The following is a 14,710-nucleotide window of genomic DNA, read 5'->3' as shown; positions in this document are numbered from 1 at the left end:
GGTCCTCAGCCTGCGGCGGGCAGCCAGTCGTTGACGTTCGGGGCCTGCTCCAGCGCCCACACGCGCTGGATGATGGCGCGCATCTCGGCCTCGCTCGCGCCGTGGCGGAACGCGCCCAGCTGCAGCGCCTTCGCTTCCAGTTCCGGGCGCGACAGGGTGTTGTCGGGATCGCCCTTGGGCACGTCGACGCGCGCCGCCAGTGTGCGGCCGTCGGTGGTCGTGACGGTAACGCGGCCGATCCACTGGCGCGGGTAGGCGGCGTTGATCTCGGCATCCAGTTCCATGCCGACCTTGCCGCGGAAGGCGGTCACCTTCGGGTCCTGCAGCGCATGCTGCTCGAACTCGCCCAGACCCGCATGGCCGTGCACGGCCACCAGCCCCAGCACCGTGCCCATCGAGAACTTGGCCTGGTGGATGGTGGTGGGGTTGACCACCGGGCCGAGCACGTCGATGGCGCCCTGGTGCACGTGCGTGGTGACGCTGGCGACCTGGTCGGCGCCGATGCCTTCGCGCTGCATCAGCGCCTTGAGCGCATCGGCGGCCGGGTGCGTGTGGCGGCATGAGGCGAAGAACTTGAACGAGGTCTCGGCGGTGGCCCAGCGCGTGCCCAGGCCGTCGGTCAGGCAGGCGGGGTTGGCATCGCTGGACATGCCGGCGGCCATGCCCTGTGCGCCTTCCAGGATCTGCTTCGCGCCGGTGAAGCCGGCGCGCGCGAGCCAGGCTGACTGCAGTCCATCGGCCGCGGCCTTGGCGGTATGCAGCTGCTTGGAGTCGGCGGCGTCGCGCAGGAATTCCCACAGGCCCGCGGCCTGCGTGCCGGCCGAGCCCAGTGCCTGGTTGATGCCTTCGGCATCGAGGCCGTAGAGCTTGGCCACGGCCGCGGCGGCGGCCAGCGTGCCCACCGTGCCGGTGGTGTGGAACACGCGGTAGTGCGAACGGCCCATGAATTCGCCGATGCGGATGCCGGCCTCATAACCGGCGATCGAAGCCAGCAGCACTTCGGCGCCGGTCTTGCCCTCGGCCTGCGCGGCTGCCACCACGGCAGGGAACACCACCGCGGCGGGGTGCAGCACCGAGCTGTTGTGCACGTCGTCCTGCTCGACCACGTGCGAGGAGGCGCCGTTGATCAGCGCGGCAAAGTAGGGCGAGGTGCGGCGGCGGTCCACCAGCACTTCGGCGCCGCCTTGGTCCGGGCCCATGGCCGCGGCGAACTCCTGCAGCTTGCGCACGGCGGGGGCATCCTTGCCGGCGATGGCCGAGGCGATCCAGTCCAGGAACAGGTCCTTGGTGCGCTCGATCACGGGCGCGGGCACGTCGGCCAGCTTGAGGTCGGCCAGGAAGTCGCAAAGCTGGCGGGTGGGGTAGGTGGTGTCTGCGGGTTGGCTCATGCAGGCTCCGATGCGGATTGGATTTCGTGGAGGAGGAAAAAGCCCGGCGCTCTGTGCGAGATGGCCGGGCGTCGTGTGTTCAGATGGTCCGCTTGTCAGCCAGCGCGGCGATATCGCCGTCGTCATAGCCGAGCTCGGCCAGGATCTGCCGGCTGTGCGCGCCCAGTGCCGGTACGTCGCCCATGACAGGCTCCACGCCCGACAGGTTGGCGGGCGGCAGCAGCGCGCCGATCGGACCGCCCGGGGTGGCCACTTCGCGCCAGCGCTGGCGTGCCTGCAACTGCGGATGGTTCCATACGCCCTCGATGTCGTTCATCGGGGCATTGGCGATCTGCGCCTCGTCGAGCAGTGCCTCGGCCTGCGCCACAGTCATCGGCGCGAAGCGCTCTTCGATGATGGCGGTGAGTTCGGGGCGATTGTGCACACGGGCCGTATTGCTGGAGAAGCGTTCGTCCTGCGCCAGTTCCCGGTTGCCGAGCACGATCTCGCAGAAATTGGCGAACTCGCGTTCGTTCTGCACGCTGAAGATCACGCTGCCATTGCCGGTGCGATGCACGCCATACGGGGCGATGGTCGGATGCGAAGCGCCGAAGCGTCCCGGCGGCTTGCCGCCGTAGTGGCCGAAGTAGAGGACCTGGTTCATCCACTCGGCCATCGCCTCGAGCATGGTCACCTGCACGCGCAGGCCCTTGCCGGTGCGGCCACGCTGCAGCAGCGCCGAAAGGATGCCGCTGTAGGCGTACATGCCGGCCGAGATGTCGGCGATCGAAACGCCGGCGCGCGACGGCTCGTTCGGTCCGCCGGTGAGGCCCACCAGGCCGGCGGCGGCCTGGATCAGCAGGTCGTAGGCCTTCTTGTCGCGATAGGGACCGGAGTCGCCATAGCCCGAGATGTCACAGACGATGAGCTTGTCGTACTTGCCGTGCAGGCTGTCGAAGTCCAGGCCCATGCGCGCTGCCGCGCCGGGGGCGAGGTTCTGCACCAGCACATCGGCATCGGCCAGCAGCCGGTGCAGGATGGCCTGCGCCTCTCGATCCTTCAGATCCAGGGTCAGGCTTTCCTTGCCCCGGTTAAGCCACACAAAGTACGAGGCCTGGCCGTGCACGGACTGGTCATAGCCGCGCGCGAAGTCGCCCACTCCGGGGCGCTCGATCTTGATGACGCGGGCACCAAGGTCGGCCAGCTGGCGCGTGGCGAAGGGCGCGGCCACGGCGTGCTCGAGCGAGACCACGCGGATGCCGTCGAGCGGGCGGATGCCTTTGGGGGAATGGGACATGCAGGGGCCTTAGAACGAACGCGGCAGCTCGAGCACATGCTCGGCCACGTAGGACAGGATCAGGTTGGTCGAGATCGGCGCCACCTGGTACAGGCGCGTCTCGCGGAATTTGCGTTCGATGTCGTACTCGGCGGCAAAGCCGAAGCCGCCGTGCGTCTGCAGGCAGACGTTGGCCGCTTCCCACGACGCGTCGGCGGCCAGCAGCTTGGAGATATTGGCTTCCTTGCCGCATGGCTTGCCGGCGTCGAACAATTGCGCGGCCTTGTAGCGCATCAGGCTGGCGGCCTCGACATTGATGTAGGAGCGCGCGATCGGGAACTGCACGGCCTGGTTCTGGCCGATGGGGCGGTCGAACACGATGCGGTCGCGCGCATAGTTGCTGGCGCGCTCGACAAACCAGTAGCCGTCGCCGATGCACTCGGCGGCGATCAGGATGCGCTCGGCGTTGAGGCCGTCAAGGATGTACTTCAGGCCCTTGCCTTCCTCGCCGATCAGGTTTCCGGCAGGGACTTCGAGGTTGTCGAAAAACAGCTCGTTGGTCTCGTGGTTGACCATGTTGCGGATCGGCTTGACCGTCAGGCCCTTGCCGATGGCATCACGCAGGTCCACCACAAACACCGACAGGCCCTCGGACTTGCGCTTGACCTGGTCCAGCGGCGTGGTGCGTGCCAGCAGCAGCATCAGGTCCGAATGCTGCACGCGCGAAATCCATACCTTCTGGCCATTGACGATGTACTTGTCGCCCTGGCGCACCGCGGTGGTCTTGAGCTTGGTGGTGTCGGTGCCGGTGGTGGGCTCGGTCACGGCCATCGACTGCATGCGCAGCTCGCCCGAGGCGATGCCCGGCAGCCAGCGCTGTTTCTGCGCTTCCGAGCCGTGGCGCAGCAGGCAGCCCATTACGTACATCTGGCCGTGGCAGGCGCCGGAATTGCCGCCGCTGCGGTTGATTTCCTCCATGATGACCGAGGCGGCTGTCAGCGACAGGCCCGAGCCGCCATAGGCTTCGGGGATCAGCGCTGACAGCCAGCCCGCCTGGGTCAGAGCCTGGACAAAGGTCTCAGGAAAGGCGTTCTGCTCTTCCACCCGTTGCCAGTACGCCGAATCGAAGCCGGCACAGAGGTCGCGCACCGCTTCGCGGATTTCGGGGTAGAGCTGGTCTGGATCCTGATGTGCGTGCATGGGGTAGCCCCGCTCGGATTGAATGGGGCCATTATTCCCGAGCCCCCGGCACGCTGAAATTCGGATTTGCGAAAGAGCGGCTTAGGTGGGCCGGAAGCGGGGGGGCGGAAGCTGCATGCGGCGCCGGGGCGCCCGCAGTTGCGCAAGAGGCCGGCGCAGCGGCCTCTTGCGCGGGGATGGCTGGCAGGCCGGGCCTGGGAATCAGTGCATGAAGAGCCAGATCAGGACCAGGATGAAGGCCGGGACGCCAAGTAGCCAGGCAAGGATATAGGGCATGGTGCAACTCCTGTCGATGACGGTAATCGGTGATTCCAATATAGGAATGCCGTCATGGCGGCACTGTCGGCGAGCTTCCGCTTGCGGTGTAGGACGCAGCCGCAAGCGCCTGGCGGACGGCCCGCGCGGTGTGGCGCGAGCGCCTTGGGGCCCGCCGGCCCGGTTGCCGGCAGGCCATCCCGTGCTACGCTCAGGTGTACCCAAGCACCCGGAGACGAGCCATGGACGGGGTCTGGTCCGAGATCTACAGTGTCTTGCGCGCCGAGTTCGCCGATGTGCCGGACGCTGGCGAGGCCACCCGCATCCTGGCACGCCTGTTCATGGCGGTGTTGCTGGGCGGCCTGATCGGCTATCAGCGCGAGGCCTCCGGCAAGGCAGCGGGGCTGCGCACCCATATGCTGGTGGCGCTGGGCTCGGCGCTGTTCGTGCTGGTGCCGCTGCAGGCAGGGACGCCGCTGGCCGACATCAGCCGCGTGCTGCAGGGGCTGATTGCCGGCATCGGCTTCCTTGGCGCCGGCGCGATCCTGAAGCACAGCGACGAAGCCCACATCCAGGGCCTGACCACCGCGGCCAGCATCTGGATGGTCGCGGCCATCGGCGTGGCTGCCGGCCTGGGTCGCGATACCACCGCGGTGATCGCCACCATTTTCACGCTGGTCATCCTGCAGGTCCTGCAGCGCTGGAAATAGCGCACCCGCGCCCGGTGCATCCGGCACCCCGTGCCGCCCGGCGTGCGCCGGTCTGTTCGCTTGCCCGCCAATTTGCGTCATTTCCCACAGTAATGCGCGCCAGCGCACGCTGCCCGCGCGCGCTGCGCCCTATGCTGTGGCACAGGTTGCGCCGCGATCCACAGGCGCGGCCGTGGCAGAGCAGGGGGAGGCAGCCATGAAATCATCGATCCGTGACGATGCGGCGCTGGCCGCATTCGTGGGGCCGCGCTATGCGTACTACAGCCAGCGCTGGTCCCTGGCAGAGGCACGCGGCGGCATGTCGTGGAACTGGGCGGCGTGCCTGCTGGGGCCGTTCTGGATGGCCTACCGGCGCATGTACTGGCAGGTGGGGGTCTATGCGCTGATCGTCTGCGCCGAACCGGTGCTGCACGCGCTGTTCGGGCTGAAGATGCCGCTGGCGGTCCGGCCGATGCTGTATGCCATGGCGCTGCTGCTGGGCATGTATGGCAACCAGATCTACCGCTGGCATGCCGAGGCGACCATCCGGCACCTGCGCGAGTACCATTTCTCACCGGAACTGGTGCACGACTCGCTGGCGCGCTGTGGCCGCACCAGCTGGCCCGGTGTGTTCGCCATGGGCCTGCTGCTGGTGGTGATGGCGGTGTCGCTGAGCCCGCTGGCGGGGCTGGTGGTGCAGGGCGGCGGGCTGGCCGCCGGCTGAACGGTCGGCGGCCTCCCTGATTTACACGGGCTCGCGCGCCGCGTCGACCAGGTACTGGATCAGGGTTTCGGCAAACTGGGGCAGTTCGCGCCCCGGGCGGCGCACCAGGCGCAGCTCGCGCTTGGCCCATTCGTCTTCCAGCTGGATAAAGCGCAGCACCTTGCGGCTGGCGTAGCGGCGCGCGCAGCTGTTGGGCACGATGGCGATGCCCGCGCCGGCCTCGACCATGCGGCATACGGCATCGAAGCTGCCCACCTGGATGCGCAGGCTGATGCGCTTGCCCATGCCGCCGGCGATGCGGTCCAGGAACGACTGGATCGCGCTGAACTGGTTCAGGCCGACAAAGCGGCAGGTATCGAGCAGGTCGGCGAAATGCAGCCGCTTGAAGGCCGGCAGCGGGTGGTTGACCGGTGCAATCACGATCAGCTCATCGCTGCACAGGTGCATCGCATCCAGGTCCTGGGTGGCGACTTCACCAGCCACGATGCCCAGGTCGGCGGCGCCGGCGCTGATGGCCGAGACGATTTCCTGCGACAGGTGCTCTTCCAGCTCGATGTCCACGTCCGGGTTCTCGCTCAGGAAGCGCGATACGCCGGTGGCCAGGAACGAGTTGGTGGCGGTGGTATTGGCCAGCAGCCGCACCCGGCCCTTGACGCCCTTGGCATAGGGCCGCAGGTCGGCGTGCAGGCATTCCAGTTCCCGGAAGACCTCGCGCGCGTGACGCAGCAGCGCATCGCCCGCCGGCGTCAGGCGCACGCCCTTGACCTGGCGGATCAGCAATTGTGTCTGGAACGCCTCTTCCAGCTGCTTGATCCGGGTGCTGGCCGCGGGCAGCGACAGGAAGCTGCGTTCGGCCGCGCGGGTCAGGTTCTCCGTCTCGCCAACGTTCAGGAAGAGGCGGAGGTCGGTCAGGTCGTAATGCATGGGCTTCCGTCAGGCCAAAGGCCAGTTTTGTGATTCGTGAATTCCAAAGTCTCGGCCGTCAATTTATCGTATCCACTGCGGCGTGGACATCCGGATTGACCGCACCGGCGGGCGAATGCCCGCGGCGCAGGGGTGTTTCGCCGGGTTTGCGGTCGGTGACCGCACAAAAAGTATTCAGAGGAGCAACGCAATGAGCGGTTTGATGGCAGGCAAGGTCGCGCTGGTGACGGGCGCAGGTGGTGGAATCGGGCGCGGCATCGCGCTGGCACTGGCCGCCGCCGGCGCCAAGGTGGTGGTCAACGACCTCGGCGTGTCGATGACCGGCGAGGGCGGCGACGCCGGCCCCGCTCAGCGCGTGGTGGAGGAAATCCGCGCCGCCGGCGGCGAGGCCGTGGCCAATACCGACAGCGTGTCGACCTGGAACGGCGCCAATGCCATCGTGCAATGCGCGCTGGACAACTTCGGCCGCATCGACGCCGTGGTCAACAACGCCGGCAACCTGCGCGACCGCATGTTCTTCAAGATGAATGAAGAAGAATGGCGCTCGGTGATCGACGTGCACCTGCACGGCACCTTCTTCGTCAGCCGCGCCGCGGCCAGCTACTTCAAGGACCAGGAGAGCGGCGCCTACGTGCACATGACCTCGACCTCGGGCCTGATCGGCAACCTGGGCCAGGCCAACTACTCGGCGGCCAAGCTGGGCATTGCCGCGCTGTCCAAGTCGATCGCGCTGGACATGCAGCGCTTCAATGTGCGCTCGAACTGCATCGCGCCGTTCGCCTGGAGCCGCATGACCAGCTCGATCCCGGCCGAAACGCCGGAAGAGAAAGCGCGCGTGGCCAAGCTGCAGAAGATGGAAGCCGGCAAGATCGCGCCGGTGGCGGTCTACCTTGCCAGCCCGGCCGCCAGCGAAGTCAACGGCCAGATCTTCGCGGTGCGTGCCAACGAGATCATCCTGATGAGCCAGCCGCGCCCGGTGCGCTCGGTGCACATGAGCGATGGCTGGACGCCTGAAACCGTGGGCGAGATCGCCATGCCGGCGATGCGCAACAGCTTCTTCAAGCTGGAGCGTTCGCCCGATGTGATCAGCTGGGACCCGATCTGATGGCGGGCAGCCAGGCCGCGGCGCACGGCGCGCTTGCCGGCGTGCGGGTGCTGGACCTGTCGCGCATCCTGGCCGGTCCCTGGTGCGCGCAGAACCTGGCGGACCTGGGCGCCGAAGTCATCAAGGTGGAGCGGCCCGGCGCGGGCGACGACACCCGTTCGTGGGGGCCGCCCTGGCTGCCCGGCGCGGACGGGCAGCCGTCGCGCGACGCCACCTACTTTGCCGGCGCCAACCGCGGCAAGCAGTCGGTGACGCTCGATATCGCCAGCCCGCAAGGGCAGGAGATTGTGCGCGAACTGGCGGCCAAGTCGCAGATCGTGCTGGAGAACTATAAGGTCGGCGACCTGAAGCGCTACGGGCTGGACTATGACAGCCTCAAGGCGATCAACCCGTCCATCGTCTACTGCTCGATCACGGGCTACGGCCAGACCGGGCCGAGCGCGCACAAGCCCGGCTATGACTTCATCTTCCAGGGCCTGGGCGGCCTGATGAGCGTCACCGGCGAGCGCGACGACCTGCCCGGCGGCGGGCCGCAGAAGGTGGGCGTGGCGGTGGTCGACATGCTTACCGGCATGTATGCCACCGTGGCCGTGCTGGCCGCGTTGCGCCATGCCGAGCGCACCGGCGAGGGCCAGCATATCGACATGGCGCTGCTCGATGCGGTGGTGGCGGTCGGCGCCACGCCGATCATCGCCCAGCGCGTGACCGGCAAGGCCATGCCGCGCTACGGCAATGCGCACGCCAATATGGTGCCCTACCATGTGTTTGCCACCGCCGACGGCTACATGATCGTGGCGGCCGGTAACGACGGGCAGTGGCAGGCGTATTGCCGCGGCGTCGAGCGTCCCGACCTGGCCGCCGACGAGCGCTTTGCCACCGGCCCCGGCCGCATCATCCATCGCGACACGCTGGTGCCGCTGCTCGAGGCGCATATGCGCACGCGGCCGACGGCGCACTGGGTGCAGGCGCTGGAAGCGCAGGGCATCCCGTGCGGGCCGATCAACGACTACGGCCAGGTGCTGGAAGACCCGCAGGTGCGGCATCGCGAGCTGCAGGTCGACCTGGTGCGCGACGACGGCAGCCTGTGCCCGACCGTCAAGAGCCCGTTGCGGCTGTCGGCAACCCCGGTGCAATACGACGCACCGCCGCCGCGGCTGGGCGAGCATACCGAACAGGTGCTGGAATCGGTGCTGGGTATGTCGGCCGAGCGCATCGCCAGGCTGCGCGAGCAAGGCGTGGTCTGATTGGTGACGGATGCCTGGCAGGCAACTGCCGGGCACTGCCTGCTTCCGGGCGGATCACCAGGCCTCTGCACAAAGTCCCCCCATCGCCTAGGCTGTCTGGGTAGCGGCCCGAACCGTGATTCCCGGGTTCCCCACAGGAGACAGCCATGAACGAAGAGACCTTCAACCTCAGCATCCGCAAGTTCCTGAAGGTGGTCGGCGTCAGCTCACAGCGCGAGATCGAACAGGCGATAGCCAGGGCCATGGCCGACGGTACCATCGCCGGCAACGAGCACTTGCCGGTGTCGGTGACGCTGGAACTGGCGGGTGTCAAGCTCCAGGCGCGCTTCGAGGGTGAAATCCAGCTTGAGTAAGGCAGTCATGGCGGTGCTCGTTTTGGTTCTGTTTCTTGCGTGAAACGCCAAAAGGATGACCCCGCCCGGTCCTTTTGTTGCGCCATCTGATCCATCCGCAGTATGGGCGCGCAGGGCCCCTTCACATATTCTTCCCGGAAACGTCGAACCAATGGGACCGGGGGGAAACCATGGCTGGATGCAACGAGCGCATGCATTGCGCAGGGGGCGCGGTATGCGCAGGCCGTGCAACGCTATGTGCGCAAGGGCGGGTCACTCGCCACGCGCCGCTCTGAAGGGCGGGGGCCGTTGCCATGCATGCCGCCGCCGCGCCCGCAAGGAACATCGAGGACACCGGCTGGAACCTGCCGGATCCGGCAGGTCGGCACGCGCGCCCCGATGATCCGCTGCTGGCGTGCCTGCTCTGGCTGGCCCGGCGCTTCCAGCGGCCAGTCGCGGCCGAAGCCCTGATTGCGGGCCTGCCGCTGGAGGCGGAGCGCCTGACCCCTGCCTTGTTTCCACGCGCGGCCGCACGCGCGGGCATGTCGGCCCGGCTGGTCAAGCGCCCGCTGGGCGACATCCCGGACCTGGTGCTGCCCGCCATCCTGCTGCTCGACCAGGGCGAGGCCTGCGTAATGCTGCGCCGTGGCGACGTGGGCATGCTGCTGGTCTCGCAGCCGGAGTGGGGCGACGGCGAGCAGCCGGTCCGCCAGGAAGACCTGCTGGCCCGGTACACCGGCCATGCCATCTTTGTCCGGCCCGCGCACCGCTTCGAGGCGGCGGACGATGCCGGGCCGACGTCGCCACATGGATGGTTCTGGGGCGTGATGCGCCAGTCGTGGCCGCTCTATGGCGAGGTGCTGGTTGCCTCGCTGCTGCTCAGCCTGTTCGCGCTGGTCATGCCGCTGTTCACCATGAACGTCTATGACCGTGTGGTGCCGAACCATGCGCTGGAAACGCTGTGGGCGCTGGCCATCGGTGTGGGCCTGGTGCTTGGCTTCGAGCTGGTGATGCGCACGCTGCGGGGCTATTTTGTCGACGTAGCGGGCCGGCGCATCGATGTCACGGTCTCCGCGACGGTGTTCGAGAAGGTGCTGGGCATCGAGATGAAGGCGCGGCCGGCGTCGGTGGGCAGCCTGAGCAGCCAGCTGCATGAATTCGAGTCGGTGCGCGAGTTCCTGACCTCGGCCACCATCACGACCCTGGTCGACCTTCCGTTCGCCGCGGTCTTCATTGCGGCCATGTTCTGGGTCGGTGGCCCGCTGGCCTGGGTGCCGCTGCTGGCGGTGCCGCTGGTGATCGGCACCAGCCTGCTGCTGCAGGGACCGCTGTCGCGCGCGGTGCGCGCCAGCAGCGCCTGCGCGGCCCAGCGCCAGGCCGCACTGGTCGAAACCCTGGTGGGGCTGGAGACCGTCAAGACCAGCGGTGCCGAAGGTGCCGCCCAGCGCAAATGGGAGCAGGCGGTCGGGCAGATGGCGCAACTGGGGCTGCGCGCGCGGCTGCTCTCCGCCTGCGTGATCAACTTCTCGCTGTTCGCCCAGCAGGCCGCCACGCTGGTGGTGGTGGTGATCGGCGTCTACCTGATCGCCGACGACCGGCTGACCACGGGCGGCCTGATTGCCTGCACCATCCTTGCCGGCCGCGCGCTGGCGCCGCTGTCGCAAGTGGCGGGGCTGACCACCCGCTATCACCAGGCGCGCACCGCGCTGGCCGGCATCGACCGCATGATGGCGCTGCCCGTCGAGCGCCCGCCCGGCAAGCATTTCCTGCACCGTCCGCCGCTGCGCGGCGAGATCGAGTTCCGGCAGGTCAGCTTTCGCTATCCGGGCCGCGACATCGCGGCACTGGATGGGGTCTCGTTCCGCATTGCCAGCGGCGAGCGGGTTGGCCTGATCGGCCGCATCGGCTCAGGCAAGACCACCATCGAGAAGCTGATCCTTGGCCTGTACGCACCGGATGCCGGCACCGTGCTGGTCGACGGCGCGGAGGTGCGCCAGCTGGACCCGGCCGCGTTGCGGCGCGACATCGGCTATGTGCCGCAGGACGTGATGCTGTTCAGCGGGACGCTGCGCGACAACATCGTGATGGGCGCCCCGCACACCGACGACGAAGCGGTGCTGCGCGCGGCGCGCCTGGGCGGCGTGAGCGACTTTGTCGATCGCCTGCCGGACGGCTATGACTTGCGCCTGGGAGAGCGCGGCGAAGGCCTGTCGGGCGGCCAGCGCCAGGCCATTGCCATTGCGCGTGCCGAGTTGCTGCAGCCGCCGCTGCTGCTGCTCGACGAACCCAGCAGCGCCATGGACAACCGCACCGAGGAGCAGTTCAAGGCGCGCCTGGCCTTAGCGCTGGGCGGGCGCACGCTGATCCTGGTCACGCATCGCGGCTCGCTGCTCAGCCTGGTCGATCGCCTGATCGTGATGGACCAGGGCCGTATCGTCGCCGATGGTCCCAAGGCCGAAGTCCTGAACGCGCTCGCGGGGAGGAAGCTCCATGTCGCTTCAGCCTGATCCGCAACGCATGGGGCCAGTGCGGCGCCTGATCGCCGCGCTGAGGCCACGTGCCGACGACACCGCCTTCATGTGCGAGCGCGATGCGGCCGCGATGGCGCAACCGCGCTATTTCACGCGCTGGATCCTCTGGTCCGCCCTGGTCTTCGTGCTGTTGGCGCTGGCCTGGGCCGCGCTGGCGCGGGTGGACGAGGTGGCCGTGGGCGAGGGCAAGGTGATCCCGTCGAGCCAGGTGCAGGTGGTGCAGAACCTCGAAGGCGGGATCATCGCCGAGATCATGGTGCGACCGGGGCAGGTGGTGAACAAGGACCAGCCGCTGATGCGCATCGACGATACACGCTTCACGGCTTCATACCAGGAAGGCCGCACCAGGGACGATGCGCTGGTGGCACGCATTGCGCGCCTGAGCGCCGAGGCCGACGGCACGGCGTTCGTGGCGAGCGCGCCGGCCGATGCCGAGGGCCGCCGCTTCGTGTCCGAGGAGCGCGCGCTGTTCGAGTCACGCAAGCGCGCGTTCGATGCCAATCTCGCAGTGCTGCGCCAGCAGTCCGAGCAGCGGCGGCAGGAGCTGACCGAGAAGCGCTCGCGCGAGCAGCAACTGCGGCAGAGCCATCGGCTGGTGGCACAGGAGCTGGCCATGATGCGCCCGATGATGGCGCAGGGCGTCGTGTCCGAGGTCGACCTGCTGCGGCTGGAGCGCCAGGCCAATGACCTGAAAGGCGAGCTCGAGGCCGCGCGGCTCGCCATGCCGCGCCTGGAGGCCGCCTACCGCGAGAGCCAGCAAAAAGCCGACGAACTGGGCACGCATTATCGTGCCGAGGCCATGAAAGAGCTCAACCAGGCCAAGGCCGAACAGGCCGCGCAGAGTGCCACCAACACCGCGCTGCAGGACCGCGTCGACCGTACCCTGGTACGCGCCCCGCTTGCGGGCGTCATCAAGCAGATCAAGATCAATACCGTTGGCGGCGTGGTGCAGCCCGGCATGGATCTGCTGGAGATCGTCCCGCTGGAAGACACGCTGCTGGTAGAGGCGCGCGTGCGGCCTGCCGACATTGCCTTCCTGCGGCCCGGCCAGCCGGCGGTGGTCAAGCTGTCGGCCTATGACTTTTCGATCTATGGCGGCTTTGCCGGCACCGTGGAGCATATCAGCGCCGATACGCTGACACCGGAGCGCCCGGGCGAGCGCCCGGAAAGCTACTACCTGGTGCGCGTGCGCACGCGCGACAACCGGCCAGGCGGCAGTGCCGTGCAGGTGCCCATCCTGCCCGGCATGGTGGCGACGGTCGATGTGCTGACCGGGCAGAAGACGGTGCTCCATTACCTGCTCAAGCCCATCATCAAGACCAGGGAACTGGCGTTCCGGGAACGATAAGAGCGGGCGGTTTGCCCACGACGACAACAAGCAAGGCATGGCCAGCAGGCTGGCATTCAGGACGGAGAGTGATCATGGCAACCCTGACAGGTAGCAACGGCAGCGACAGCATCAGCGGCACCACGTCCGCCGACACCATCCTGAGCGGCAATGGCAATGACTATGTCAGCGCCGGCGATGGCAACGACTATGTCGATGCCGGCAACGGCGACGATATCGTCGAAGGCGGCAGCGGCGACGACACGCTGCTGGGCGCCAACGGCAAGGACCGGGTCTTCGGCGGGCTCGGCAATGACAACTTGTCGGGTGGCAACGGCACCGACGCGGTCTATGGCGGCAGCGGCGATGACGTGATCGGCAGCATCGACGGCTCGTCGGCGCTTTACACCGGCGACAATGGCGGCGATACGCTGTATGGCGACGGCTATGACAGCTACGCCGACTACCTGCTCGGTGCCGGCCATGAGTCAGCCCGGCCGGGTAACGACCGCATCTATGGCGGCAACGGCGACGACCTGATCTACGGGGACAACGGCAACAATGCCGCCCTGGGCGGCGACGACATCATTGCCGGTGGCAACGGCAAGGACACCATCTACGGTGAAGGCGGCAACGACAAGATCGCCGGCGGGACAGGCGGCGACACCCTGAGCGGCGGCAGCGGCGCCGACGTCTTTGTCTATAACGCCGTCTCCGACTCCACCGCGGCCGGCATGGATGTGATCACCGACTTCCAGCGCGGCGTGGACCACCTCGACTTGCGGCCCGTGCTGGGCGACACTGGCTTTGAATGGGGTGGCCGCCAGCCCACGGCCCACGGAGCCTGGTTCCAGCAATCGGGGGGCAATACCTATGTCTACGTGGATGTCGACGGCAATCCCGCCACGGCGGAAATGGTCATCAAGCTCAACGGCCTGCACGAACTGACCAAGTCGGACTTCGCTGGCTACGACAACCATGCGCCAACGGCAGTGGCCGATACCCACGCGATCGGCGAGAACAACTCTCCGAACCCGATCACCGGCAATGTGCTGTCGAACGACAGCGACGTCGATGCGGGGAACGTGCTGGCCGTGGCCAATCCCGGCACTTATGCCGGCCAGTACGGCACGCTGACGCTCCACGCCGACGGCAGCTACAGCTATGAGCTGGACAACGGCAATGGCCAGGTGCAGGCATTGCGGCAGGGCCAGCAAGTCCAGGACACGTTCAACTATGAGGTGTCCGACGGGCAGGCCAGCGCGGCTTCATCGCTGAGCATCCGGATTACTGGTGCCAACGATGGAGCCACGATCACGGCCTCGGACAGCGAAGACAAGGCGGTAACCGAGGCTGGCGGCGCAGGCAACACCGACCTCGGCGACGCCTCCGCCAGCGGCAAGCTGACGGTCACTGACGTCGATACCGGTGAAGCGCACTTTGCCGCAGTGCCGCCGGAGAGTCTGGCAGGACAGTACGGCACCTTCAGCTTCGACAGCAACACCGGCGCCTGGAGCTATACGCTCGACAACACCAAGGCCGATGTGCTGATCGCGGGCCAGCAGGTCAGCGATTCGCTGACGGTGTCCTCCGCCGACCAGAGCGCGCAGCAGACCATCAAGGTCGACATCACCGGTGCCAACGACCACGCCACCATCTCGGCCTCGGCCAGTGAGGACAAGGCGGTCACCGAAGCCGGCGGCGCAGGCAACACCGACCTCGGCGACGCCTCCGCC

12 protein-coding genes are annotated in these 14,710 nt (G+C 67.6%); 8 read left to right on the top strand and 4 right to left on the bottom strand.

Features of this window, described 5'->3' with window-relative positions; genetic code table 11:
• Nucleotides 1–5: 5 nt before the first annotated feature.
• From C265_RS30060 to C265_RS30050, 3 genes are all read right to left on the bottom strand, one after another.
• Nucleotides 6–1,388 carry an MmgE/PrpD family protein gene (locus tag C265_RS30060; RefSeq protein ID WP_010813954.1) on the bottom strand — a complete coding sequence of 461 codons (1,383 nt, stop codon included), beginning with the start codon at nucleotides 1,386–1,388 and terminating at the stop codon, nucleotides 6–8.
• Nucleotides 1,389–1,467: 79 nt separating this feature from the next.
• On the bottom strand, nucleotides 1,468–2,664 hold the full coding sequence (locus tag C265_RS30055) for a CaiB/BaiF CoA-transferase family protein (RefSeq protein ID WP_010813953.1): 1,197 nt from the start codon (nucleotides 2,662–2,664) through the stop codon (nucleotides 1,468–1,470).
• A 9-nt stretch (nucleotides 2,665–2,673) separates the two neighbouring features.
• On the bottom strand, nucleotides 2,674–3,843 hold the full coding sequence (locus C265_RS30050) for an acyl-CoA dehydrogenase family protein (protein ID WP_010813952.1): 1,170 nt from the start codon (nucleotides 3,841–3,843) through the stop codon (nucleotides 2,674–2,676).
• A 497-nt stretch (nucleotides 3,844–4,340) separates the two neighbouring features.
• On the opposite strand from C265_RS30050, the gene C265_RS30045 reads away from it, so the two are divergent.
• Entirely contained in the window at nucleotides 4,341–4,808 is a 468-nt protein-coding gene (locus C265_RS30045) for an MgtC/SapB family protein (protein WP_010813951.1), read from the top strand.
• 196 nt (nucleotides 4,809–5,004) lie between these two features.
• Complete coding sequence (locus C265_RS30040; protein WP_010813950.1) at nucleotides 5,005–5,511, top strand: DUF2628 domain-containing protein; 507 nt, start codon at nucleotides 5,005–5,007, stop codon at nucleotides 5,509–5,511.
• Nucleotides 5,512–5,532: 21 nt separating this feature from the next.
• On the opposite strand, the gene C265_RS30035 is transcribed toward C265_RS30040, so the two are convergent.
• A complete protein-coding gene (locus tag C265_RS30035; RefSeq protein ID WP_010813949.1) occupies nucleotides 5,533–6,435 on the bottom strand; it encodes a LysR substrate-binding domain-containing protein in 903 nt (300 codons plus the stop codon).
• Nucleotides 6,436–6,625: 190 nt separating this feature from the next.
• Here C265_RS30035 and C265_RS30030 point away from each other — a divergent pair, with 190 nt between their 5' ends.
• From C265_RS30030 to C265_RS31135, 6 genes are all read left to right on the top strand, one after another.
• A complete protein-coding gene (locus tag C265_RS30030; RefSeq protein ID WP_010813948.1) occupies nucleotides 6,626–7,540 on the top strand; it encodes an SDR family NAD(P)-dependent oxidoreductase in 915 nt (304 codons plus the stop codon).
• Nucleotides 7,540–8,784, top strand: coding sequence for a CaiB/BaiF CoA-transferase family protein (locus C265_RS30025; RefSeq protein ID WP_010813947.1), 1,245 nt, complete (start codon nucleotides 7,540–7,542; stop codon nucleotides 8,782–8,784). The genes C265_RS30030 and C265_RS30025 overlap by 1 nt, the downstream gene beginning before the upstream one ends.
• Nucleotides 8,785–8,930: 146 nt before the next feature.
• On the top strand, nucleotides 8,931–9,137 hold the full coding sequence (locus C265_RS30020) for a DUF6494 family protein (protein WP_010813946.1): 207 nt from the start codon (nucleotides 8,931–8,933) through the stop codon (nucleotides 9,135–9,137).
• Between the two features lie 293 nt (nucleotides 9,138–9,430).
• Complete coding sequence (locus C265_RS30015) at nucleotides 9,431–11,623, top strand: type I secretion system permease/ATPase (protein WP_010813945.1); 2,193 nt, start codon at nucleotides 9,431–9,433, stop codon at nucleotides 11,621–11,623.
• The gene (locus C265_RS30010) at nucleotides 11,607–12,995 is read left to right on the top strand and encodes an HlyD family type I secretion periplasmic adaptor subunit (RefSeq protein ID WP_010813944.1); all 1,389 of its coding nucleotides are present in this window, start codon (nucleotides 11,607–11,609) and stop codon (nucleotides 12,993–12,995) included. The genes C265_RS30015 and C265_RS30010 overlap by 17 nt, the downstream gene beginning before the upstream one ends.
• Before the next feature lie 74 nt (nucleotides 12,996–13,069).
• Nucleotides 13,070–14,710, top strand: a 1,641-nt coding sequence (locus C265_RS31135) for a VCBS domain-containing protein (protein WP_010813943.1), incomplete at its 3' end; no start/stop codon positions are given.

Source organism: Cupriavidus sp. GA3-3 (assembly GCF_000389805.1).
In the GTDB taxonomy this organism is placed as follows: Bacteria; Pseudomonadota; Gammaproteobacteria; order Burkholderiales; family Burkholderiaceae; genus Cupriavidus; species Cupriavidus necator_D.
The sequence above is the reverse complement of the archived record's forward strand: the minus strand, read 5'-3'. Positions and strand labels throughout refer to the sequence as shown.

Bases quoted from the DNA above. Each gene is read 5' to 3' on its own strand.
- C265_RS30060 (WP_010813954.1), bottom strand. From the start codon at position 1,388: ATGAGCCAACCCGCAGACACCACCTACCCCACCCGCCAGCTTTGCGAC.
- C265_RS30055 (WP_010813953.1), bottom strand. From the start codon at position 2,664: ATGTCCCATTCCCCCAAAGGCATCCGCCCGCTCGACGGCATCCGCGTG.
- C265_RS30050 (WP_010813952.1), bottom strand. From the start codon at position 3,843: ATGCACGCACATCAGGATCCAGACCAGCTCTACCCCGAAATCCGCGAA.
- C265_RS30045 (WP_010813951.1), top strand. From the start codon at position 4,341: ATGGACGGGGTCTGGTCCGAGATCTACAGTGTCTTGCGCGCCGAGTTC.
- C265_RS30040 (WP_010813950.1), top strand. From the start codon at position 5,005: ATGAAATCATCGATCCGTGACGATGCGGCGCTGGCCGCATTCGTGGGG.
- C265_RS30035 (WP_010813949.1), bottom strand. From the start codon at position 6,435: ATGCATTACGACCTGACCGACCTCCGCCTCTTCCTGAACGTTGGCGAG.
- C265_RS30030 (WP_010813948.1), top strand. From the start codon at position 6,626: ATGAGCGGTTTGATGGCAGGCAAGGTCGCGCTGGTGACGGGCGCAGGT.
- C265_RS30025 (WP_010813947.1), top strand. From the start codon at position 7,540: ATGGCGGGCAGCCAGGCCGCGGCGCACGGCGCGCTTGCCGGCGTGCGG.
- C265_RS30020 (WP_010813946.1), top strand. From the start codon at position 8,931: ATGAACGAAGAGACCTTCAACCTCAGCATCCGCAAGTTCCTGAAGGTG.
- C265_RS30015 (WP_010813945.1), top strand. From the start codon at position 9,431: ATGCATGCCGCCGCCGCGCCCGCAAGGAACATCGAGGACACCGGCTGG.
- C265_RS30010 (WP_010813944.1), top strand. From the start codon at position 11,607: ATGTCGCTTCAGCCTGATCCGCAACGCATGGGGCCAGTGCGGCGCCTG.